Source organism: Janthinobacterium sp. JF4, from assembly GCF_059617925.1.
In genome coordinates this window covers 217755-239550 of record NZ_JCAQAV010000004.1, presented here as the reverse complement: position 1 = coordinate 239550, position 21796 = coordinate 217755, and the positions used below count along the sequence as shown (strand labels likewise).

19 protein-coding genes are annotated in these 21796 nt (G+C 64.4%); 12 read left to right on the top strand and 7 right to left on the bottom strand.

All coding sequences use genetic code 11. The annotated features are described in order from the left end of the window. Positions 1–7: 7 nt before the first annotated feature. From AC54AF_RS06500 to AC54AF_RS06475, 6 genes are all read right to left on the bottom strand, one after another. Positions 8–1150, bottom strand: a complete 1143-nt coding sequence (locus AC54AF_RS06500) for an efflux RND transporter periplasmic adaptor subunit (RefSeq protein WP_496635870.1) — start codon at positions 1148–1150, stop codon at positions 8–10. Next, positions 1147–2616: an MFS transporter gene (locus AC54AF_RS06495; RefSeq protein WP_496635869.1), complete on the bottom strand. Its 1470-nt coding sequence runs from the start codon at positions 2614–2616 to the stop codon at positions 1147–1149. Before AC54AF_RS06495 ends, AC54AF_RS06500 begins: the two co-directional genes overlap by 4 nt. A gap of 121 nt (positions 2617–2737) precedes the next feature. Further along, positions 2738–3595, bottom strand: a complete 858-nt coding sequence (cysE, locus tag AC54AF_RS06490) for a serine O-acetyltransferase (RefSeq protein WP_496635868.1) — start codon at positions 3593–3595, stop codon at positions 2738–2740. Between the two features lie 272 nt (positions 3596–3867). After that, positions 3868–5196 carry a hypothetical protein gene (locus AC54AF_RS06485; RefSeq protein ID WP_496635867.1) on the bottom strand — a complete coding sequence of 443 codons (1329 nt, stop codon included), beginning with the start codon at positions 5194–5196 and terminating at the stop codon, positions 3868–3870. 147 nt (positions 5197–5343) lie between these two features. Then, positions 5344–7356, bottom strand: a complete 2013-nt coding sequence (locus AC54AF_RS06480) for a T6SS effector phospholipase Tle3 domain-containing protein (RefSeq protein ID WP_496635866.1) — start codon at positions 7354–7356, stop codon at positions 5344–5346. 141 nt (positions 7357–7497) lie between these two features. Further along, positions 7498–8355 carry an MBL fold metallo-hydrolase gene (locus AC54AF_RS06475; RefSeq protein ID WP_496635865.1) on the bottom strand — a complete coding sequence of 286 codons (858 nt, stop codon included), beginning with the start codon at positions 8353–8355 and terminating at the stop codon, positions 7498–7500. 177 nt (positions 8356–8532) lie between these two features. On the opposite strand from AC54AF_RS06475, the gene AC54AF_RS06470 reads away from it, so the two are divergent. From AC54AF_RS06470 to AC54AF_RS06440, 7 genes are all read left to right on the top strand, one after another. Continuing rightward, positions 8533–8769: a hypothetical protein gene (locus AC54AF_RS06470; protein ID WP_099667425.1), complete on the top strand. Its 237-nt coding sequence runs from the start codon at positions 8533–8535 to the stop codon at positions 8767–8769. Between the two features lie 124 nt (positions 8770–8893). After that, positions 8894–9142: a hypothetical protein gene (locus tag AC54AF_RS06465; protein WP_076571626.1), complete on the top strand. Its 249-nt coding sequence runs from the start codon at positions 8894–8896 to the stop codon at positions 9140–9142. A gap of 331 nt (positions 9143–9473) precedes the next feature. Further along, positions 9474–10361 (top strand): methylisocitrate lyase, encoded by an 888-nt coding sequence (gene prpB / locus AC54AF_RS06460; RefSeq protein WP_496635864.1) that lies wholly within the window; start codon positions 9474–9476, stop codon positions 10359–10361. An 81-nt stretch (positions 10362–10442) separates the two neighbouring features. Then, entirely contained in the window at positions 10443–11597 is a 1155-nt protein-coding gene (gene prpC, locus AC54AF_RS06455) for a bifunctional 2-methylcitrate synthase/citrate synthase (RefSeq protein WP_131689781.1), read from the top strand. Between the two features lie 11 nt (positions 11598–11608). Further along, positions 11609–14203, top strand: coding sequence for a Fe/S-dependent 2-methylisocitrate dehydratase AcnD (gene acnD / locus AC54AF_RS06450; protein ID WP_496635923.1), 2595 nt, complete (start codon positions 11609–11611; stop codon positions 14201–14203). Positions 14204–14325: 122 nt separating this feature from the next. Next, a complete protein-coding gene (gene prpF, locus AC54AF_RS06445; RefSeq protein ID WP_496635863.1) occupies positions 14326–15516 on the top strand; it encodes a 2-methylaconitate cis-trans isomerase PrpF in 1191 nt (396 codons plus the stop codon). Between the two features lie 76 nt (positions 15517–15592). Continuing rightward, positions 15593–17479 carry a propionate--CoA ligase gene (locus tag AC54AF_RS06440; RefSeq protein ID WP_496635862.1) on the top strand — a complete coding sequence of 629 codons (1887 nt, stop codon included), beginning with the start codon at positions 15593–15595 and terminating at the stop codon, positions 17477–17479. A gap of 44 nt (positions 17480–17523) precedes the next feature. On the opposite strand, the gene AC54AF_RS06435 is transcribed toward AC54AF_RS06440, so the two are convergent. Beyond that, positions 17524–18237, bottom strand: coding sequence for a S24 family peptidase (locus AC54AF_RS06435; protein WP_496635861.1), 714 nt, complete (start codon positions 18235–18237; stop codon positions 17524–17526). Positions 18238–18386: 149 nt separating this feature from the next. On the opposite strand from AC54AF_RS06435, the gene AC54AF_RS06430 reads away from it, so the two are divergent. From AC54AF_RS06430 to AC54AF_RS06410, 5 genes are all read left to right on the top strand, one after another. Continuing rightward, the gene (locus AC54AF_RS06430; RefSeq protein ID WP_496635860.1) at positions 18387–18797 is read left to right on the top strand and encodes a FeoC-like transcriptional regulator; all 411 of its coding nucleotides are present in this window, start codon (positions 18387–18389) and stop codon (positions 18795–18797) included. A 24-nt stretch (positions 18798–18821) separates the two neighbouring features. Continuing rightward, entirely contained in the window at positions 18822–19364 is a 543-nt protein-coding gene (locus AC54AF_RS06425) for a hypothetical protein (RefSeq protein ID WP_496635859.1), read from the top strand. A 341-nt stretch (positions 19365–19705) separates the two neighbouring features. Further along, entirely contained in the window at positions 19706–20911 is a 1206-nt protein-coding gene (locus AC54AF_RS06420; protein WP_496635858.1) for a phage tail tube protein, read from the top strand. Between the two features lie 73 nt (positions 20912–20984). Then, positions 20985–21428, top strand: a complete 444-nt coding sequence (locus AC54AF_RS06415; protein ID WP_496635857.1) for a hypothetical protein — start codon at positions 20985–20987, stop codon at positions 21426–21428. Then, complete coding sequence (locus AC54AF_RS06410) at positions 21362–21772, top strand: phage tail assembly chaperone (RefSeq protein WP_496635922.1); 411 nt, start codon at positions 21362–21364, stop codon at positions 21770–21772. The genes AC54AF_RS06415 and AC54AF_RS06410 overlap by 67 nt, the downstream gene beginning before the upstream one ends. Positions 21773–21796 lie beyond the last annotated feature (24 nt).

Below are 21796 nucleotides of genomic sequence, written 5' to 3'. Positions count from 1 at the left end.
TCTCTCCTTATGCGCCGTTGGCGCGGGGAGCGGCCACCAGCACCTGGTCCCCCGGGCGCACCTTGGCCGCGCCGGAGACGATGACCCTGTCCTGCGGCGTCAGGCCGGACAGCACGATCTGCTTGTCGCCCTGCAGGCCGCCCAGTTCCAGCTTGCGCGGCGCCACCTTGCCCGCCGCGTCGACGACGAACACCATCTTCTTGTTCTGGTCGCTGAGGATGGCGGCGTCGGGCACCAGCAGGCGTTCCTGCGCCGCGCCGACGGGAATGCGCACGCGCGCAAAGCTGCCCGGCATGACGGCGCGGTCGGCGTTGGCCAGGCTGGCGCGCAGGCGCACCGTGCCCGAGCGGGCGCTGATCTCGTTGTCGACAAAGTCGACGGTGGCATCCTGGGCGGGGCCGCCGCCATCGAGCGCCAGCTGCACCTTGGACGGCAGCTTGCTTTGCTGGCGCAGGCGCTGGAAATCCGCTTCCGACAAGTCGACCATGGCGCGCACGGGACTGTGCGCAACGATGGTGGTCAGCACGCCGCTCTGCGCCGCGCCGCCGGCCACGTAGTTGCCGACGTCAACGCGCCGGTCCGACACCGTGCCGGCGATGGGAGCGCGCATGGTGGTGAAGGACAGTTCCAGTTCGGCGCTGCGCAATTCCGCCTGGCTCAACATGACGGCCGCCTGCGCGCCTTCCAGTTCGCCGCGCGCCCGTTCCAGTTCCTCGGTGCTGGCCGCACCCGTCTGCTGCAGCCGGCTGCTGCGCGCGAACTGGGCCGTGGCCAGCTTGCTGCGCGCATTGGCCTGGGCCAGGCTGGCCTGGGCGCGGTCGCGCGCCGCCGCGAAGGGGCGCGGGTCGATGACGAACAGCGCATCGCCGGCCTTGACCTGCTGGCCATCGCGAAAGGCGATCTGCTGCAAATAGCCCGACACGCGCGAGCGCACTTCCACGCGCTGCGACGGCTCGATGCGGCCCGTGTAGTCGAGGGTCGCCTGCACCATCGACGTTTCCGGCAGCGCCACGGAAACGGTGGGTTTGGGCGGCGGGCCGCCAGGCGCGGCCTGCGAACGGCCGCAGCCGGATAAGGTGGCGCTGCAGGCCAGGGCCAGCAGCAGTAACAGCGGGACAGGCAGGGAGGGAATCGGACGGTAGCGCATCATGCGGTGTCTCCAGAAGGCGTAGGGGGCTTGGCCAGGGTGCGGCCGAGCGCGAAAATGGCCAGCGCGGCGAATATGAGCGCGCTGGCCACGGCAAAGGTGGCGTGCATGCCACGGATCATGGCGGCTGGCTGGGCGCTGGCGATATCGCTGGCGCTGGCAAAAAAAGCGAAGATGGCGCCCATCACGGAGGCGCCCGTGACGAGGCCCAGATTGCGCGACAGATTGAGCATGCCGGAAATGAGGCCGCGCTGGTCGGCAGCGATGTCGCCCATCACGGCGGTATTGTTGGCTGCCTGGAACAGCGCGTAGCTGGCCGTGAGCAGCATGATGGGCGCGACGTAGCCGGGGATGCCCAGGCTGGCGGGCAGCAGGGACAGCGCCAGGCAGGCACCGGCCGCGCCGCACAGGCCCGCGCCGCCCATGCGCTGCGCGCCGTAGCGGTCCACCAGCCAGCCGGACGGCACGCCGCAGAACGCCGCGACCAGCGGGCCTGCCGCCAGCACCATGCCGGTGACGGCCGTGCTCAGGCCCAGGCCGCGCGCCAGGTAGAAGGGGCCGACCACCAGGGTGGACATCATCACCGTCGACACCAGCATGCTGGTCGCCAGGCCGGCGCTGAGCACGGGCGCGCGCAGCATGGCCAGGCGTATCAGCGGCGCCGGCGCCTTCAGTTCCACATACACGAACAGGGCCCCGCCCACGCAGGCGGCCAGCAGCAGCGCCACGTTGCGCATGCCGAACTGGCCGCGGCCCAGGGTCATGGCCAGCGCATACGCGGCCAGGGTCAGCGCCAGCAGCAGCGTGCCGCGGTGGTCGAACACGGGCCGCCTGGCGTGCGCGCCGCGCTGGTCTGCCGGCAGGAAGCGCCAGGCCAGCAGCAGCGCCACGCCGGCCAGCGGCACGTTGACGAGGAAAATGGCTTGCCAGCCGAAGCGGGCGATCAGCAGGCCGCCCAGCGCGGGGCCGAGCGTGGTGCCGACGGCCGACATGGTGCCGAGCAGGCCCATGGCGCTGCCCGTTTGCGCCTTGGGCACGGTGCTGCCGACAAAGGCCATGGTCAGCGCCATCATGACGGAAGCGCCCAGGCCCTGCAGTGCCCGTGCGGCGACCAGCAGCCACAGGCTGGGCGCCAGGGCGCACAGGACGGAGGCGACGGCAAACAACGCGATACCTGCCAGCAGCAGGCGGCGCCGGCCGATCATGTCGCCGAGGCGGCCCACGCTGACGATCAGCGCGGTGATGGCCAGCAGATAGGCCAGCACGATCCATTGCACATCCTGGAATGGCGCATGCAGGGCCCTGGCCATGTCGGGCAGGCCCACGTTGGCGATGCTGGTGCCCAGCGCCGGCAGCAGCATGGCCAGGGACAGGCTGGCAAGCGCGCCACGCACGGGCGGCGTGGCGGCGCCGGCCGGGACGGCCTGCTGGCTGGGTGAGGGTGGTACGGGTTTTGACGGCGAATTCATAAGGTGGTTGATCCATCCATTAACGGTCATTACATGGTACTGAGGGATTTGGCATGGCGGAAGACGCACGGTTTGCACTTTGTTATTGCGTTTGACGCCATGTATTGTGTGCTGGGCAGGGCTACAGCATCTGGTCCATCTCGAAGGCGGGCAGGCTGTCGGCCTGGTGGTAGCGGACGATGCGCCCGGGAATGCCGGCCACGGTGCAATGTGCGGGCACGTCGCGCAGGACCACGCTGCCGGCGGCCACCTTGCTCATGGCGCCGATCTCGATGTTGCCGAGGATTTTGGCGCCCGCGCCCAGCATCACGCCCGAACGGATCTTCGGATGACGGTCGCCATGCTCCTTGCCGGTGCCGCCGAGGGTGACGTTCTGCAGGATGGAGACGTTGTCGTCGACCACGGCCGTTTCGCCGATGACGATGCCGCTGCCGTGATCGAGCATGATGCCCGCGCCGATGCGCGCGGCCGGATGGATGTCGATGCCGAAGACGCTGGCGGCATGGCTGGACAAGGCAAAGGCGGCCTCCCTGCGGCCCGCCGTCCACAGATGGTGCGCCATGCGGTAGGTCTGCAGCGCATGAAAGCCCTTCAGGTTCAGCAGCGCGTGCAGGCCGTCGGGACAGGCTGGGTCGCGCTGCGCGATGGCCGCAAGGTCGGCCGTGATGCTGGCCAGGAGGGGCGGCTGCGTGCTTAACATGTCCTCGAACAGCGGGCGCAGCACGGCCGGGCGCATGTCGCGCGCGCCCAGGCGGTGCGCCAGGACTGCAGCGAGCAGTCCGGCGGGGCTGTCGTGTGGCAGTATCAGCTCGTCGAGCATGGGGCGCAGCAGCGGCTCGCGCGCGGCAAGTCGCTGCGCCAGCGCGCGCACCTGCTCCCAGACGCAGTCCACGCCTGCGGGCTGGCTGGCTGCGGCGGCATCGATGCGGCGCAGGGGCGGCGCGGGCGGCAGGGGGCTGGCGTATGTCAAGTAAGTCATGGCGGTGCCTGTCCAGGCAAAGGGGGGAAGGGGGCGCCTGGCAACAACGCCGGCGCCGGCTGGCCAATGCCCAGGGTTCCGGAAAGCCGGGCTGCGCGCATTGCGGGTACACGATAAGCCGCCGCAGGGGGACGAAGCAAATCGTAAATACTGAGCGCGCGGCTCACGATTCCTGATACTTGCGGCGGCGCTGGCAGGCGGCGCACGGGGAGGTGAGTGGGTGGTGAGTGGGAGGAGGGGCGGGGCACGCGCAGCGGCCGGGCCCTCTGTCTTTATTTCGAGTAGCCCTGGATGTCGTCGCTCGCGTCATGCCGGATGCCCCACCAGGGCAGATACGCATGGTTTTCGCCGCGCGCGCGGAAGCATGGCTTGTCGTGGGCTATGGGGCGCACCCTGGCTGGCGGCGCGACCAGCACGCCCGTGACACTGGCGGGATCGCTGGTACCCGCTACCAGCACGCTCTTGCCGACGTGGTTCGCGTGGGCGATGGCGAGGGCGACATTGGTCAGCGCCGTGCCGGCGCCCATTTCGCCCAGCAGGGCCGGCGTGTTGAAGGTCTGCGGCAGGAAGTCGAAGTCCGGCACTTCCAGGGTCAGCGCCTGCGCCAGCTGGCCCAGCCGGTCGGAGGAGGTGGGCAGGGTCCTGTTGGCGTCGTGGATGACGTAGCCAATATCGGTCGCCGTCCTGCCGCCCTGGCGCGCCGCCTCGGCGAACACTGCCTGCCAGGCCTGCACGGCGCGCGGCGGCTGGTCCTTGGCCAGTTCAAAGTCCGCCACGCTTTTCGTGGCCGGATAGCCTATCCACGCCAGCGCCGCCCGCTCCGTCTTGTAATCGGGGCCGGCCAGCACCAGCAGCACCAGGTTTTCATTGATCTGCATGCTTTTCGGCCGGCTCGGCGCGTCCCAGTTCATGACCCATACGGTTTGCTGCGGATGCGCTTCCAGGTAGGCCAGCGCGGCTTGCAGGGAGACGAAGCCCGCATTGTTGCCGCCGAGGGTGATGCGCACGTCGGGCGGGGTGGCGCGGGTCCAGAGGGTGGGGAAATTGACATTGCCGATGTTGAAGGTATCGATGATGCGTTCGCGTGTAGTGTTTTTTGCCTCTTCTGAGTCCAACTTACCAGCAGGCAGGGCATATTCGACGCGGATACCTGCCAGTTCGCGCCAGTTCTGTTTTTGATCCTTGGGATAGACCCGATAAAAATAGGTGGGGCTGGAGTAGTAAATGTCATGAAATAGGCTAGTTAATTTTCGCACATATTTATAGTGATAGCCCTTGAACGTTTCCGTGCCATCGAGATCGTGGGCAATGGGGGCGACGGCCTGCAGGGTGCTGAAACCCCTGGGATCCGTCCTGACCATATCGTCATTTTCGTTGGGCTTGGCCAATCCCAACGTCCATAGCAACTGCCACTCGGTCGGATAGTCGAGCCGCTGCAGCGGATTGAGCCACTGCAGGCCCACCACTTGTGCCCGGAAGGGAGCATGGGCAGTGTTTCTTGGGAGATCGTCTTCCTTCTGCACAGGTTGCACGGCGCAGGCCGTCAATAGCGCAAACAGGGAGAAAGCGGCGAGCATGGGCAGTGCAAGGAACTGTTTCATGAGTTCTCCAGGTGAATGGGTAGTCTGGTGACCTGCATAGCTTGGCCAGTTGAGCCAGAGCGCAAGGCAAATGACTATGAAAGATGCGGCGAGCGCCCGGGCCAGTCGCCGGCGCGGCGTGGCAATGAGGTTACGCACCGTCAGTCCTCAGCGCAAAGTTGGTGGAAGGGTCGGCAGGCTTGGCATTCTGGCGCTCGTCAACGATGCTTTTTGGTTTTCTGGCAGGGCTGTCTTTGGCGTTAGCCCATTTGTATAAAGATGTTTTTTGAATTCTCCGCTGTCGTAATACTCAAAAAATTCGGCGCTATCATCGGTGGCATTGAGCGGCTCTAACAACCTCCAATCCGCCGCGACCCTTAATTCGCGCAACGCCTCCTGCCTGATCATGCACACGCCCACCGCCACGTCATACGCCAGCGCCTTCTGCGCATGCTCGGGATTGGTCATGATGGTCGAGTGATCGGTGGCGTGGGTGTCGATATTGGCGGCCAGGTAGTTCTGGATTTCCTGCTTGCGCCAGGCATTGAATTTCGTGGAAGCCTCCTCCGGCTGGTCCACCGCCGTCACAGGCTTGCCTTTTTCGACCCAGCCGTCGCGCCTGGCCTGCATGCGCAGCATGGCGTTCTGTTCGTAGCGCAGCGCCGCCTCGGTTTGCGCATCGCCCTTGCCTTGGGAACGGTAGGGCGCATACGCGCCATCGGCTTCGGCGGCGCGGTCCTTGTTCAGGGAGTCGGCCGGGGCATCGCAGCCTTCGTCAAATTGTTCGCTGGTGTCGGCAAAGCGCTTCGAGCGCGGCAGGAATGCCTCGGGCAGCTTGGGCGCCTTCATCGGCAGCCGCCAGGACTTGGGCGGCAAGGCGTTGATGCGCGTGCCGGCCAGTGAACGCGGGTGCCAGAAATCGAGGCTGTCCGGCGTCAGTGGCTGGCCATTGCGCTGCCAGATATCGTAATCCTTTTCATTTTCCTGGCCGACAAGGTGATTTTGCGCAAACACGCGCTGGGTGAAGACGCCTTCGCCGCCCGTATCGGCGATTTCCTGCGCCGACATGCCGCGCCAGCCTATGCCCTGCACGGGCGTGGCCGAAATCACCTGGTCGTGCGGATTGAAGTGCAGGGTGACCCGGCCATAGGTGGAGCCATGCAAGCCGTAGTCGGCGCGGTCGAACGCGGCCGTATAGCTGTCCTTGCGTTCAGACTTGCGATTGGCGCTGAATTCGTCGACAAAGGCGGCATCCTGCTGCATTGCCGAACGGGTGCGCAGGATGTTGAAAAACGCTTTCAAGGTTTGCGTGCGTGCCGCATACTTTTGCCGGCCCGTATTGCCATGTTCATCCTTCAGATGGCCGCTGACCCAGTTTTCCGTAAAATTGCTGTCGAGCAGGCTGTAGGGCGGGTTGCACAGCACATAACTGTCAGCCGCGGCGGAAGCGCCCAGCGTTTCACCGAGAAAGGCGGCCGCCATGGCCACCATATTGCCCTGGCTATGGCAGACGATGGTGACTGGTGCGTCGTGCTGGCACGCCCTGACCGATTGTACTAGACGCGCCAGGCGCCAGGCGGCAAACACGAAATACGGGCGCGGCGGGCAGGCGTACACTTGCCGGTCATTCGTCGGGTTCATGTGCTGGATATGCATCCACAGGAACAGTTCCTCCGACAAGCCCTGGCCCCACAGATCGGGCAGGGCGCTGCAGCCGTTGGCGAACGGCCCGCCGCCCCAGTAATTCTTTTCGTTGAGATAGATGCCGTCGCCAAATGCCTGCAACTCTTCGCCGTTGGCCTTGTAGCCCCAGCGAAAGCGGATCACGGGCGAATTGGCATCGTCCGCCTGCAGGAAGGTGGTGGCGTTGCACTTGGGATTGAGGAAGCCGTCATCCGTCAATTCGCGTGCGTAAGTGGCGGCTTGCATTTTTCCGGCGGCCGGACCGGGGATCACCAGGTCCTCGTCGCGGCGCTTCAGGCGCGCATTCAGGCCGTGGCACAGGCCTTGTTCCGCCTGCTCATACCATTCGCCGTCGGAATTGACGCCGTGCACAAAGATGACGATGCCGGGGCGGGGCAGGCGCGTCACCGCATGCAGAAGCGCATGGCTGAACAAGGTCGTGCCTTCCGCTTCGGCGAGCAGGATGCAATTGGTATCGAGCGTAGGGTCGGGCGACATGCGGGCGCTCCGTCAGCGTTAAGCAGGAAAAGGCGGCGCCAAAGTGAACTCAGGCAATCTGCACAGTATGCGCATTGCCTGAGGTGAGACTTGCGTGGTGTCAAGAAAGGAGGAGCGATGGGCGGGGAGTGCCCGAGGCAATCAGATCGCGTTCAGCGGTATTTTGAGGTAGCGCACGCCGTTGTCTTCCGGCTCGGGCAGCTTGCCCGCGTTGATGTTGACCTGGATGGCGGGCAGGATCAGGGTCGGCATGTCCAGGGTGGCGTCGCGGCCCGTGCGCATGGCCACGAATTGTTCTTCCGTGATGCCGTCGCGCAAGTGGATGTTGCTGGCGCGCTGTTCGGCCACCGTCACTTCCCAGCGCGGCGCGCGGCCGTTGGGCGGGTAGTCGTGGCACATGAACAAGCGCGTCTGCGGCGGCAGTGCCAGCAGGCGCTGCACCGAGCGGTACAGCAGGGACGCGGAGCCGCCGGGAAAGTCGCAGCGGGCAGAGCCCACGTCCGGCATGAACAGGGTGTCGCCGACAAACACGGCGTCGCCGATCTGGTACGCCAGGTCGGCCGGCGTATGGCCTGGCACGTGCAGGGCGCGCACTTCCAGCTTGCCGATATGAAACACCTGGTCGGGCGCGAACAGCTGGTCGAACTGCGAGCCGTCGGCCCTGGCGCCGTCCTGGTGGTAGACGGCGGCGAACGCCTGCTGCACCGTCTGGATGGCGGCGCCGATGGCCACGTCGCCGCCCAGCTGCTGCTGCAGGTAGGGCGCGGCGGACAGGTGATCGGCATGCGCGTGGGTTTCCAGCAGCCAGCGGCAGTGCAAGCCGTGTTCGCGCACGAAGGCGATCACCTTGTCGGCCGAGGTGGTGGACGTGCGGCCCGCCTTCGGGTCGTAGTCGAGCACGGAATCGATGATGGCGCAGTCCCGGCCATCGGCCTCGTACACGACATAGGTGACGGTGGCGGTGGCGGGGTCGAGGAAGGCTTGGATTTGTGGGGTCATCGCGGCGGCAGGGGACGGGCAAGGGAATGGCATTATATCGCCAGAGTTCGCTAAAAAAATGCTGCGAATTCACATTTGACATGCGAAAAACAGATAAGCAGCCAGGCCAGGCACGCGACTACCGTGCGCACCCTGTGTCTTGCCGCGTGCTAACCTCACTCTTCCAAGGAGGAATTCATGAACGATATCACTGCACGCAGCGAACAGTACCGCGGTTTTACCATTTCCGTGACCCCGCAAAAGGATAACGACGATCTATGGGATTTTACTTACCGCCTGCAGCGCGAAGGTGAGCCGGAAGCGCAGGCGATCACGCGCAGCCGCACCCTGGGCGGCTACGCGGCCCCCGAAACGGCTTGCACGGCTGGCCTGCAAGTGGCCAGGACGGAAGTGGATAATCTGTTGCGCCCTTGAGCCAGCGTAAATCGTTTAGCCTGAAAGTGAGCCTGGCCGTGCGCTGGCGCATGAAACACATCGCCGCCAGTCGCGCTTCATGCTACGATTTCCACTATTGAGTCAGTCACGAAGGAGGCACCCCATGGATAACAGTTCTAAAATTCACTATAAAGGCTGGGAAATCGTTCCCCTGGCCGTGCCCACTACCGACGGCAAATGGTCAGCCAGTTGCGACATCGAACGCGCCACCGCGGAAGGCCTGGAAGTGTTCGAAGGCTCGACCATGCAGTTCGTGCGCGACGACGAGGACGGCGCCATTGCCGCCGCCTGCGAGGAAGCCGTGCGCCAGATCGACAACATCATCGCCAATCCGCTGGTACGCCTGGCCTAGTTTGGTCTTGTCGTTTCCGTTGTATTCCTCAGCCGGCGCCCGCCGGCTGTTTTTATTGCGCGTCCTGCCGCCTGTTGCATGTTCCACGAAATGTTTCAAAATGGATTGCATGAAACAATATTGAAACGTTTTTGACGCCAAACGTGACATTGCTGTTGCCTGGCGGGACAGCCCAGGGGGCAGCGCTGGCTGGCGCCTCAGCCCCTGTTTTCACTCTGCCGTCACGGGTTTTCCGCAGCGCAGCGCTGGCCTGGCACGGCATTTGCAATACTGATGCTCATAGCCACTCCGTGAAACATTCGGGACCATCCGAAACCCATAAGGTGAACACATGACTCAATACTCCGCAGGTGCCGCATTCCGCAAGGCCGTCCAGGAAGAATCCCCGTTGCAAGTGGTCGGCGCCATCAACGCCAACCACGCCTTGCTGGCCAAGCGCGCCGGCTATAAAGCCATCTATTTGTCCGGCGGCGGCGTCGCGGCCGGCTCGCTGGGCTTGCCGGACCTGGGCATTTCCAGCCTGGACGACGTGCTGACCGATATCCGCCGCATCACCGACGTGTGCGACCTGCCGCTGCTGGTCGACGCCGACACGGGCTTCGGTTCCTCCGCCTTCAACGTGGCGCGCACCGTGAAATCGATGATCAAGTTCGGCGCTGCCGGCCTGCACATCGAAGACCAGGTGGGCGCCAAGCGCTGCGGCCACCGTCCTGGCAAGGAAATCGTCAGCAAGGAAGAAATGGTCGACCGCATCAAGGCGGCCGTCGACGCGCGCACGGACCCGAACTTCGTCATCATGGCGCGCACCGATGCGCTGGCCGTCGATGGCCTGGAAGCGGCACTGGAGCGCGCCGTCGCCTGCGTCGAGGCGGGCGCCGACATGATCTTCCCGGAAGCCATCACCGACCTGGAGATGTACGCCACGTTTGCCAAGGCCGTCAATGTGCCGATTTTGGCCAACATCACGGAATTCGGTTCCACGCCGCTGTTCACCCTGGACGAACTGCGCAGCGCCCACGTGGGCCTGGCCCTGTATCCGCTGTCGGCATTCCGCGCCATGAACAAGGCGGCCGACAACGTCTACCGCGCGCTGCGCCGCGATGGCACGCAAAAGAACGTGCTCGACACCATGCAGACGCGCATGGAACTGTATGAATCGATCAATTACCACGACTTCGAGCAAAGGCTCGATGCGCTGTTCGCCGCGCAAAAGAAATAAGTAAAGAAAAGTAAAGAAGCAGGGGCCGCATGCCGGCCCCGCAGTGATGCAACCGAGACTAGTCAATTTTTGGAGAAATCAATGAACGCACCGCAAGCCGCCACTTTCAAGCCTAAAAAATCCGTCGCCCTGTCCGGCGTCACCGCCGGCAATACGGCGCTGTGCTCGGTCGGCAAGACCGGCAACGATTTGCACTACCGCGGCTATGACATCCTGGACGTGGCCGACAGCTGCGAGTTCGAGGAAATCGCCTACCTGCTGGTGCACGGCAAGCTGCCGACTGCCGCCGAACTGAAAGGCTACAAGGCCAAATTGAAATCCTTGCGCGGCCTGCCGTCGGCAGTGAAATCGGCGCTGGAAGCGCTGCCGGCCGCCGCCCACCCGATGGACGTGATGCGCACGGGCGTGTCCGTGCTGGGCTGCACCCTGCCGGAAAAAGACGACCATAACGCGCCGGGCGCGCGCGACATCGCCGACCGCCTGATGGCGTCGTTCGGCTCGATGCTGCTGTACTGGTACCACTACAGCCATAACGGCAAGCGCATCGAAGTGGAAACGGACGACGATTCGATCGGCGGCCACTTCCTGCACCTGCTGCATGGCGAAAAACCATCGGCGTCGTGGGAAAAAGCCATGCACACCTCGCTGATTCTGTACGCGGAACACGAATTCAACGCCTCGACCTTCACCAGCCGCGTCATCGCCGGCACGGGTTCGGACATCCATTCGGCCATCACGGGCGCCATCGGCGCGCTGCGCGGCCCGAAACACGGCGGCGCGAATGAAGTGGCGCTGGATATCCAGAAACGCTACGACAACGCCGATGAAGCGGAAGCGGACATCCGCGAGCGCGTGGCCAACAAGGAAGTGGTGATCGGCTTCGGCCACCCCGTCTACACGATCTCGGACCCGCGCAACGTGGTCATCAAGGAAGTGGCTCGTTCGCTGTCGCAGGAAGCCGGTTCCACGAAAATGTTCGATATCGCCGAGCGCCTGGAATCGGTCATGTGGGAAATCAAGAACATGTTCCCGAACCTGGACTGGTTCTCGGCCGTGTCGTACCACATGATGGGCGTGCCGACGGCGATGTTTACGCCGCTGTTCGTCATCTCGCGCACCTCGGGCTGGGCCGCCCACATCATCGAGCAGCGCATCGATAACAAGATCATCCGCCCGAGCGCCAATTACGTGGGCCCGGAAGACCTGGAATTCGTGCCGATCAAGGACCGCAAATAATGGTTACGACGATGAATACCCTGTACCGCAAATCCTTGCCAGGCACCCAGCTAGACTACTTCGACACGCGCGCCGCCGTCGATGCGATCCAGCCAGGCGCCTACGCCACCTTGCCCTACACCTCGCGCGTGCTGGCCGAGAACCTTGTGCGCCGCTGCGATCCGGCGACACTGAACGCTTCGCTGAGCCAGTTCATCGAGCGCCGCCGCGACCTCGATTTTCCGTGGTTCCCCGCCCGTGTCGTCTGCCATGACATCCTGGGCCAGACTGCCCTGGTCGACCTGGCCGGCCTGCGCGACGCCATCGCGGCCCAGGGCGGCGACCCGGCGCTGGTCAATCCGGTGGTGCCTACGCAGCTGGTGGTCGACCATTCGCTGGCCGTCGAATGCGGCGGCTTCGATCCCGATGCCTTCGCCAAGAACCGCGCCATCGAAGACCGCCGCAACGAAGACCGTTTCGATTTCATCGACTGGACCAAGAAAGCCTTCAAGAACGTCGACGTGATCCCGCCCGGTAACGGCATCCTGCACCAGATCAATCTGGAGCGCATGTCGCCCGTGATCCAGGTGCAAAATGGCGTGGCCTATCCCGATACCCTGGTCGGCACCGATTCGCATACGCCAATGGTCGATGCCTTGGGCGTGATCGCCATCGGCGTGGGCGGCCTGGAAGCGGAAAGCGTGATGCTGGGCCGCGCCTCGTGGATGCGTTTGCCCGACATCATCGGCGTCAAGCTGACGGGCAAGCCGCAGCCGGGCATCACGGCCACCGACACGGTGCTGGCGCTGACGGAATTTCTGCGCCAGCAGAAGGTCGTCTCGTCCTACCTGGAATTCTTTGGCGAGGGCGCTTCGCACCTGACCCTGGGCGACCGCGCCACGATCTCGAATATGGCGCCGGAATTCGGCGCCACGGCCGCCATGTTCTACATCGATGCGCAAACCATCAAGTATCTGAAACTGACGGGCCGCGACGACGAACTGGTGAAACTGGTGGAGCTGTACGCCAAGGAGACGGGCCTGTGGGCCGACAGCCTGGCCGACGCGCAATACGAGCGCGTCTTGAGCTTTGACCTGTCGTCCGTGGTGCGCAATATCGCCGGGCCGTCGAATCCGCACAACCGCGTGCCGACGTCGGAACTGGCCGCGCGCGGGATTTCCGGCGTGGTGGAAAACGAGCCGGGCAAGATGCCGGACGGCGCCGTCATCATCGCAGCGATCACCAGCTGCACCAACACGAACAACCCGCGCAACATGATCGCCGCCGGCCTGATCGCGCGCAATGCGAACCGCCTGGGCCTGACGCGCAAGCCGTGGGTGAAATCGTCGCTGGCGCCCGGCTCGAAAACCGTGGAACTGTATCTGCAGGAAGCGGGCCTGCTGCCGGAGCTCGAAACATTGGGCTTCGGCGTCGTGGCGTTTGCCTGCACTTCGTGCAACGGCATGTCGGGCGCGCTCGACCCCGTGATCCAGGAAGAAGTGGTGTCGCGCGACCTGTACGCGACCGCCGTTTTGTCGGGCAACCGCAACTTCGATGGCCGCATCCACCCGTACGCGAAGCAGGCTTTCCTCGCTTCGCCGCCGCTGGTGGTGGCGTATGCGATCGCCGGCACCATCCGCTTCGACATCGAGAAGGACGTGCTGGGTATCGCCCCGGACGGCAAGCCGATTTTATTGAAGGATATCTGGCCATCGGACGAGGAGATCGACGCCATCGTCGCCTCCAGCGTCAAGCCGGAGCAGTTCCGCAAGGTGTACATACCGATGTTTGCCGCGCAGGCGGATGACGGCATCAAGGTCAGCCCCCTGTACGACTGGCGTCCGAATACCACGTACATCCGCCGTCCGCCGTACTGGGAAGGCGCGCTGGCTGGCGCGCGCCCCTTGAAAGGCATGCGTCCGCTGGCCGTTTTGGGCGACAACATCACCACGGATCACCTGTCGCCATCGAACGCCATCATGCTCGATAGTGCGGCCGGCGAATACCTGGCGAAGATGGGTTTGCCGGAGGAAGACTTCAATTCCTACGCCACCCACCGGGGCGACCATTTGACGGCGCAGCGCGCCACGTTTGCCAACCCGACCCTGAAAAACGAGATGGTCACCGAAGACGGTAAAGTGAAAGCGGGTTCGCTCACGCGCATCGAGCCGGAAGGCACGATCTCGCGCATGTGGGAAGCCATCGAGGTGTACATGGAGCGCAAGCAGCCCCTGATCATCGTCGCCGGCGCCGACTATGGCCAGGGTTCGTCGCGCGATTGGGCCGCCAAGGGCGTACGCCTGGCTGGCGTGGAAGCCATCGTGGCCGAAGGCTTCGAGCGCATCCACCGCACCAATCTGGTGGGCATGGGCGTCCTGCCGCTGGAATTCCTGCCTGGCGTGAACCGCAAGACCCTGGGCCTGGACGGCAGTGAAACCTACGACGTCGTCGGCGAGCGCACACCGCGCTCCACCCTGACCCTGGTCATTCACCGCAAGAATGGCGAAACGCTCGACGTGCCCGTCACCTGCCGCCTCGACACGGCGGAAGAGGTGTCGATCTACGAGGCGGGCGGCGTGCTTCAGCGATTCGCCCAGGATTTCCTCGAGTCGTCCAAGGCAGCATAAATCGGGTAGGTCGGATTAGCGTAGCGTAATCCGACAATGTTTGTGAAAAACCCGCCAACAATGTGTCGGATTACGCGTGGCGATGCCCCGCTAATCCGACCTACCTCTTTCCAGAAAATGACATGAGCCATACTCCCCAAATCAACATCCCCGCCACCTACATGCGTGGCGGCACCAGCAAGGGCGTGTTCTTCCGCCTGCAGGATTTGCCCGCCAGCGCGCAAGTGCCGGGCGCGGCGCGCGATGCGCTCCTGCTGCGCGTGATCGGCAGCCCCGACCCGTACGGCAAGCAGATCGACGGCATGGGCGGCGCCACGTCGAGCACCAGCAAGACGGTGATCCTGGCGACAAGTAGCAAGCCGGAGCACGACGTCGACTACCTGTTCGGCCAGGTCTCCATCGACAAGCCCTTTGTCGACTGGAGCGGCAATTGCGGCAACCTGTCGGCCGCCGTCGGCTCGTTCGCCATCGCCAGTGGCCTGGTGGACGCCGCCCGCGTGCCTGCAAACGGCATCGCCACGGTGCGCATCTGGCAAGCCAATATCGGCAAGACCATCATCGCCCACGTGCCCATGACGCATGGCGAAGTACAGGAAACGGGCGACTTCGAGCTCGATGGCGTGACTTTCCCGGCCGCCGAAGTAAAACTGGAATTTCTCGATCCGGCCGCGGAGGAAGAGGGCGGCGGTGGCGCCATGTTCCCTACTGGGAACCTGGTCGATGACCTCGACGTACCTGGCATCGGCGTGTTGAAAGTCACGATGATCAACGCCGGCATCCCGACGATTTTTGTCGATGCGCAGGCCATCGGCTACACGGGCACGGAGCTGCAGGACGCCATCAATGGCGATCCTGCGGCGCTGGCCCGTTTCGAGACCATCCGCGCGCATGGTGCGCTGCGCATGGGGCTCATCGCGCATCTCGACGAGGCGGCGAAGCGCCAGCACACGCCGAAAGTGGCGTTTGTCGCCAAGCCGGCCGGCTATGTCTCGTCCAGCGGCAAGCAGGTGAAAGCGGGCGATATCGACCTGCTGGTGCGCGCCATGTCCATGGGCAAGCTGCACCACGCCATGATGGGCACGGCCGCTGTTGCCATCGGCACGGCGGCAGCGATCCCCGGCACCCTGGTCAACCTGGCGGCGGGCGGCGGCGAAAAAACCAGCGTGCGCTTTGGCCATCCGTCCGGCACCCTGACGGTGGGGGCGCAAGCGCAGCAGGCCGATGGCGCATGGAGCGTCACCAAGGCCATCATGAGCCGCAGCGCGCGCGTGCTGATGGAAGGGTGCGTGCGCGTGCCCGGCGACGCGTTTTAGGAAGAAATACGCAGGCAGGTGGTACACATCAGCGGCGCCCAGGCCCGCTACAGATTGCACGCACACCGGAGGAGACATGAATTACGCAGCATTTTATCAACGCTCGATCGACACGCCTGATGCTTTCTGGCGCGAGGAAGCGGAAAAGATCGACTGGCATGCCCCGTTTTCGCAAGTGCTTGACTATTCCCGGCCGCCGTTCGCCAAATGGTTCGTCGGCGGCACCACCAATTTGTGCCACAACGCCGTCGACCGCTGGGTGGACAGCCAGGGCGATGCGGCCGCGCTGATCGCCATTTCCACCGAGACGAACACCGAGCGCAGCTACAGTTTTCGCGAACTGCAGCGCGAAGTGGAGCGCTGCGCCGCCATGTTGCTGTCGCTGGGCGTCGTCAAGGGCGACCGCGTCCTGATCTACATGCCGATGATCGCCGAGGCGGCGTTCGCCATGCTCGCCTGCGCGCGGATCGGCGCCGTGCATTCCGTGGTCTTCGGCGGCTTTGCCGCCAACAGCCTGGCCAGCCGCATCGACGATGCGCAGCCCAAGCTGGTGTTTTCCGCCGATGCCGGTTCGCGCAATGGCAAGGCGATCGCCTACAAGCCGCTGCTCGACGAAGCCATCCGCATCGCCGCGCACAAGCCGCAGCAGGTATTGCTGGTCGATCGCCACCTGGTGCCGATGGCACTGACGGCGGGCCGCGACGTCGATTACGCGACACTGCGCGAGCAGCACCTGGATGCGCAGGTGCCCGTCACCTGGCTCGAATCGAACGAGCCGTCGTACGTGCTGTACACCTCGGGCACGACGGGCAAGCCGAAGGGCGTGCAGCGCGACGTGGGCGGCTATGCGGTGGCGCTGGCGTCGTCGATGCAGTACAACTTCTGCGGCAAGCCCGGCGAGACCTTCTTTGCCACCTCGGATATCGGCTGGGTGGTGGGCCATTCCTACATCGTGTATGGCCCGCTGATCGCCGGCATGGCCACCATCCTGTACGAGGGCTTGCCCATCTGTCCCGATGCTGGCGTCTGGTGGAGCATCGTTGAAAAATACAAGGTCACGCGCATGTTCTCGGCGCCGACGGCCATCCGCGTGCTGCGCAAGCACCCGGTGGAACTGATGCGCAAATACGACCTGTCCTCGCTGAAGGCGCTGTACCTGGCGGGCGAGCCGCTCGATGAAACCACCTCGCAGTGGATCGCCGATGAGCTGAAAGTGGACATCATCGACAACTACTGGCAGACGGAGACGGGCTGGCCAATCTTGTCTGTGGCGAAAGGCGTGGCCGATACGCCGACGCGCCTGGGCAGCCCGGGCATGGCCATGTACGGCTACCAGGTCAAGCTGCTCAACGAAGCGACGGGCGAGGAGTGCGGCGCCAACGAGAAGGGTGTGCTGGTGCTGGAGGGCCCGCTGCCGCCCGGCTGCATGCAAACGGTGTACGGCGACGACGAGCGCTTCGTCGACACCTACTGGTCCACCTTCAGCGGCCGGCAAGTGTATTCCACGTTCGACTGGGGCGTGCGCGACGCGGATGGCTATTATTTTATCCTGGGCCGCACCGATGACGTGATCAACGTGGCCGGCCACCGCCTGGGCACGCGCGAAATCGAGGAAAGCATCAGCAGCCATCCGAACGTGTCGGAAGTGGCCGTGGTGGGCGTGGAAGACAAGCTCAAAGGGCAGGTGGCGATGGCTTTCGTGATCCTGAAGAATCCGCAGGGTGTCGACAGCATCGAGGCGAAAGCGCTGCTGGAACGCGAAGTGATGGCCGTCGTCGACCGTCAGCTGGGCGCCGTGGCGCGGCCCGCGCGCGTGCTGTTCGTGCTACAGCTGCCGAAGACGCGGTCGGGCAAGCTGCTGCGCCGTTCGATCCAGGCCATCTGCGAAGGGCGCAGCCCGGGAGACCTGACGTCGATGGATGATCCGGCATCGCTGCAGCAGATCCAGGCGGCGCTGGCGTAAGCGTCATGATGGGAGCGAAGTTTATCAATCGATAAATTTCGTTTTCAAATGCGGTCGCTTTCCTTGCGCACGACCCTGCCCACGATCAGACATTCGTTGCCTCTGCACAGTTTGCGGTGGTATTTGCGCTGGTCGGGGTTGTCCGACGTCAGCCACCATTCGCCGATATCGCGCGCCATGCGCTTGACCACCGGCTCGCCTTCGTAATTGATGGCAAACACAATGCCATCGGCCGGCCGGTTGTCGGCCGTATTGATGATCACCACGTCGTCCTCGTACAGGGCCGGCTCCATGCTCTCGCCCTTGACCTTGATCGCCACCAGTTTTTCAGGGTGGTAGCCATTGCGCTCGACCCAGCTGCGCGGCACGCTGATGGTGCTGCCATCGTGCGTTTCCGGTTCGATGGCAAAGCCCGTGATGCCGGCCGACAGGCGCAGTTTCACCTTGCGGATCGCGTAAAAGCGTTCATCCTCGCCATCATCCACGACCACCGGCTGCACGCCAGCCAGCGTGCGCGCGGCCAGCGCCGCCTGGTCGGGCGCCGCGCCCTGGTCGAAATACATGCTGCCCAGCTGCAGGTCCGCTTCCAGCTTGCGCGCGATCTTCTCGCTGAAGGCGCGTCCTTCGCGGTAGGTTGGCGAGAGAATTTGCGAGATGCGCGCCTCGCTCCAGCCGCTGACGTCGGAAATTTTCTTGCGCGTGTTGTCGTAGTGCTCGCGGATCAGGGCCAGCAGGCGGTCGCGTCTGTATTGATACATATTCATCTCCACATTAAACCTGAAATTTACCGTTTGATAAATTACCAAATGCTTGACTTTAACATTAGCGATTGATAAAGTCCACTCGTTGCCTGTCGCAAACGCACTACAGCGTCTGCTGGCGGGCAGCACCACGGGAGGTCAGGCAAATGTTGAATAGCAGTCAATTGGTCGAAAGCAGGGAGGCGCCGCGGCAGGGGCGCCAGTTACAGGGACGCAGCAAGAAGTCGCAGCTGCATATCGCCCGCATCGCGCAGTACATCCGCGAGCAGGGCCAGACCAGCGCGGCGCAATTGTCCGCCTTGCTGGGACTCGATGCGGGCACCATGAGCCGCTATTTGCGCCACATGTGCGGCATGGGACAGATCCACCTGGCGCAGCGCCATTGCACGGAACCGGGGCGCCAGCGGCCCGCCCTGTACGCGCTGGGCGAACAGGACGACGAGGTCGATGGCTGGGCCGAACTGCCGCCGCAGGTGCGCCGCACGGCCAGCTGGGCACGCGGCACGGCGCGCCGCGATCCGCTCGTGGCGGCCCTGTTTGGCCCGGCGAGTAACTGATACAAGAATCAACGAGGAGAAATCATGGGGTTTGCAGAAAAATTCATCGCATCGCTGTCGTCGCAGAACTTGCGCGACGATGGCGTCCACCACGACCTGGATGTCATCGCGGCGGCCGCGCTGGCTGGCGACATGGGCGCCTTGCTGTGCCGCGTCAAGTACGCGGACGGCACCATCAGCCGCCTGTTCGAAGGCAATGCGGGCAACCTGGCGCAGCTGCTGCGCGCCTGGACGGCGGCCGTAGCGCGGAAGGGCCGCGCGCGCCGCTGGGTCAAGGCGCAGACGGCCTGGGATGCGCAGGCGGCCAATACCTTGTACCGCCGCGTGGCCGAAGCGTCGCTCGCGCATTGGCTCGACAGCAAATGCAAGGTCTGCCACGGCACGGGCGTCGTCGCCGCCATGCAGGCCGGCGCGCCTGTCGTCTGCCAGGCGTGCCACGGCGCCGGCGAAGCGGCCATCAGCTGCTCCGGCGGCTTTGAGCTCGAACGCATCAAGGACATGGTCAGCGAACTGGAAGCCATCTTCCAGTCGCACGGCGCCCGCGCCATGCGCCGCCTCGGTCACTAAAAAGTTTTTTTGCAATATGCCCGATGCTGAAAAAATCGCCCCTAGAATAGAGTCTCGATCACGCAGCAACAGCAACACCGGCAACACACGTTACACCGCAGTACACTACATGCTTCTCCACTCGTAATAGACGCGCTTTTGGCGCGACACCGATAGGGGAAATCAGCGCAGCGAATGGCTTTCACGGCCCCTTCGCCCAACTTCCGTCCGGCATGGCCCCGCGCCATCCGGACGCCAGCCCGCCGCCTCACCGCGCGGGCTTTTTCGTTTCATCTCCCATTTTTCAGTTTCTCCCACAAGACCGCCCCGGCGGTTTTCATCCCACGAAAGGTTTTACAACTATGGCATCGACAGCAAACGGCATCGACAGCTTGATCGTTATCAGCAAACAAAGCGCGGAAGGCAGCAAGGCCGCCGCCGGCGGCGGCCAGATTTATCCCCGCGTCACGGCCACGTTCGACACGGAAGCGGACAAATACGCGAGCGCCGAAATCGACGCCAGCCAGCAGCAGGGCGATACCCGCCTGGGCAATTTCCGCACCACGGGCGCCATCAAGGCCGAGGCGGCGTGCGGCACGTATGCACCGCTGATGGCCGCGCTGCTGCGCCGCGATTTCACGGCCGGCGGCGTGGCTGCCGCGCAAACCACCATCGCCGCTGCCGCCACGGGCCTGACGCGCAGCGCCGGCTCCTGGCTGGCCGAAGGCTTCCGTGCCGGCAGCGTGGTGCGCATCACCGGCATGACGGCGCCGGCCGCCGCCAACAACGCGAAGAACTTCTTCGTCACGTCGGTGACGGCCACCAACCTGAATGGCCAGTTCATGGATGGTTCGGCCATGATCGTCAAGGCGGCCGGCGATTCGGTCGGCGTGGCGGCCGTGGGCAAGCGCAGTTTCACCCCGTTGACGGGCCATACCACCGACTGGTTCACGGCCGAAGTGCAGGACCCGAACATCGGCGTGCACCGCAGCTTCGTCGACCAGCTGGTCAGCAAGATGGATATCGCCGTGCAGCCGAACGGCATCACCAGCCTGGACTTCACCCTGATGGGCAAGGCGGAAGGCCCGACCACGGCCGTGCCGCATTTCGCCGCGCCGCTGGCCGCGCCGGGCTCCGGCAAGTTTTCGGGCGCCACGGCGATGCTGTCCGTGAACGGCATCCCGTCGCAGATCTGCACCGGCATGTCCGTCTCGCTCGACGGCCAGGTCAAGGTCGACCCGGTGATCGGCTCGAAATACGCCACGGCCGCCTCGCGCGGCAAGGTGATGGGCTCGGGCCAGTTCACGGTGCTGCTGCAGGACGCCACCTACCTCGACTACTTCAAGTCCGAGACGGAAATTCCGCTGGCCTACGCCATGGCGTCGGGCACGGCGCCGGCCGCCGACGTGCTGGCGCTGGCCATGGGCCGCATCAAGATCACCTCGGCCAAGATCGACGACGGCGAGAAAAACAAGATCGTCACCTGCTCCTTCGACGTCCTGCGCTACAAGGGCACCGACGCGCAGCACGAAGCGACCACCCTGACCATCCAGGACAGCGCGCTGTAAGCGGCTGACAGTTGCACCGGGGCCGCCGTGATGGCGGCCTTTTTACCTTTACTTCATCCAGAAAGCAGCACACATGAACAACGCACAAAAAATCCAGGCAGGTTTCGACATCGGCAACATCCACGCGGCCGCCGCTCCCGTCACGTTCGACGTGCCCGTCATCTTCGACGCGGATGGCGAAGCGGTGGCTGGCCTGACCATCGTCGGCAAGAACAGCGAACAATACCGCCTGGCCAACAACGCCGTGCGCGCCGAAGGCTACAAGAAATCGGCGCGCCGCAAGACGGCCATCGACGCATCCACCGACGAAGGCGCGGAACTGCTGGTGCAAGCCATCGACGGCAACCAGAAGCGCCTGGCGCTGGCCGTGGTCACGGGCTGGTACGGCTTCACCAGCAACGGCGCGCCTGTGCCGCTCGATCCGGCACTGCTGGAAGCGGCCTTTGAAAAATACCCGACCTGGCAGGAAAAGGTCACCACGGCGCTGGAAAACGAGTCGAATTTTTTGAAACTCTGACGGCCAGCCTGCTGCGCTACGCCGGGCACCAGTTCGAGCGCGGCGCGCGGGCGGCCGACGGCCATGCCAAGGGCGATCATATCGATGCCGCCCGGCGCCATCCGCTGTACCGCGCGCCGCCCGAGGAGGAGGTGCCGCCCATGCCGTTCGAGCTGGCCCACGTGTGGGAATGGTTCGCGCACTTGAACCGCAAGCGGCAGAACGGCATGGCCGTCAACCCCATCGCCAGCACGGAAATCCTCGCCTGGCAGGCGCGCCACGCCATCGCCATCGAGCCGTTCGAGCACCAGCTGCTGGACCAGCTCGACGCGCTGTTCCTGTCGCACCAGCATGCGGCGGGCTGACCCGCATTTTCCAACCCGGCCGCC

What these genes read in the sequence shown, in the direction of transcription:
- AC54AF_RS06430 (WP_496635860.1), top strand. Translation starts at nt 18,387, where the DNA reads ATGTTGAATAGCAGTCAATTGGTCGAAAGCAGGGAGGCGCCGCGGCAG.
- AC54AF_RS06485 (WP_496635867.1), bottom strand. Translation starts at nt 5,196, where the DNA reads ATGAAACAGTTCCTTGCACTGCCCATGCTCGCCGCTTTCTCCCTGTTT.
- AC54AF_RS06475 (WP_496635865.1), bottom strand. Translation starts at nt 8,355, where the DNA reads ATGACCCCACAAATCCAAGCCTTCCTCGACCCCGCCACCGCCACCGTC.
- prpC (WP_131689781.1), top strand. Translation starts at nt 10,443, where the DNA reads ATGAACGCACCGCAAGCCGCCACTTTCAAGCCTAAAAAATCCGTCGCC.
- AC54AF_RS06465 (WP_076571626.1), top strand. Translation starts at nt 8,894, where the DNA reads ATGGATAACAGTTCTAAAATTCACTATAAAGGCTGGGAAATCGTTCCC.
- AC54AF_RS06420 (WP_496635858.1), top strand. Translation starts at nt 19,706, where the DNA reads ATGGCATCGACAGCAAACGGCATCGACAGCTTGATCGTTATCAGCAAA.
- AC54AF_RS06500 (WP_496635870.1), bottom strand. Translation starts at nt 1,150, where the DNA reads ATGATGCGCTACCGTCCGATTCCCTCCCTGCCTGTCCCGCTGTTACTG.
- AC54AF_RS06495 (WP_496635869.1), bottom strand. Translation starts at nt 2,616, where the DNA reads ATGAATTCGCCGTCAAAACCCGTACCACCCTCACCCAGCCAGCAGGCC.
- cysE (WP_496635868.1), bottom strand. Translation starts at nt 3,595, where the DNA reads ATGACTTACTTGACATACGCCAGCCCCCTGCCGCCCGCGCCGCCCCTG.
- prpB (WP_496635864.1), top strand. Translation starts at nt 9,474, where the DNA reads ATGACTCAATACTCCGCAGGTGCCGCATTCCGCAAGGCCGTCCAGGAA.
- AC54AF_RS06440 (WP_496635862.1), top strand. Translation starts at nt 15,593, where the DNA reads ATGAATTACGCAGCATTTTATCAACGCTCGATCGACACGCCTGATGCT.
- AC54AF_RS06425 (WP_496635859.1), top strand. Translation starts at nt 18,822, where the DNA reads ATGGGGTTTGCAGAAAAATTCATCGCATCGCTGTCGTCGCAGAACTTG.
- AC54AF_RS06435 (WP_496635861.1), bottom strand. Translation starts at nt 18,237, where the DNA reads ATGTATCAATACAGACGCGACCGCCTGCTGGCCCTGATCCGCGAGCAC.
- AC54AF_RS06470 (WP_099667425.1), top strand. Translation starts at nt 8,533, where the DNA reads ATGAACGATATCACTGCACGCAGCGAACAGTACCGCGGTTTTACCATT.
- AC54AF_RS06480 (WP_496635866.1), bottom strand. Translation starts at nt 7,356, where the DNA reads ATGTCGCCCGACCCTACGCTCGATACCAATTGCATCCTGCTCGCCGAA.
- AC54AF_RS06415 (WP_496635857.1), top strand. Translation starts at nt 20,985, where the DNA reads ATGAACAACGCACAAAAAATCCAGGCAGGTTTCGACATCGGCAACATC.
- acnD (WP_496635923.1), top strand. Translation starts at nt 11,609, where the DNA reads ATGAATACCCTGTACCGCAAATCCTTGCCAGGCACCCAGCTAGACTAC.
- prpF (WP_496635863.1), top strand. Translation starts at nt 14,326, where the DNA reads ATGAGCCATACTCCCCAAATCAACATCCCCGCCACCTACATGCGTGGC.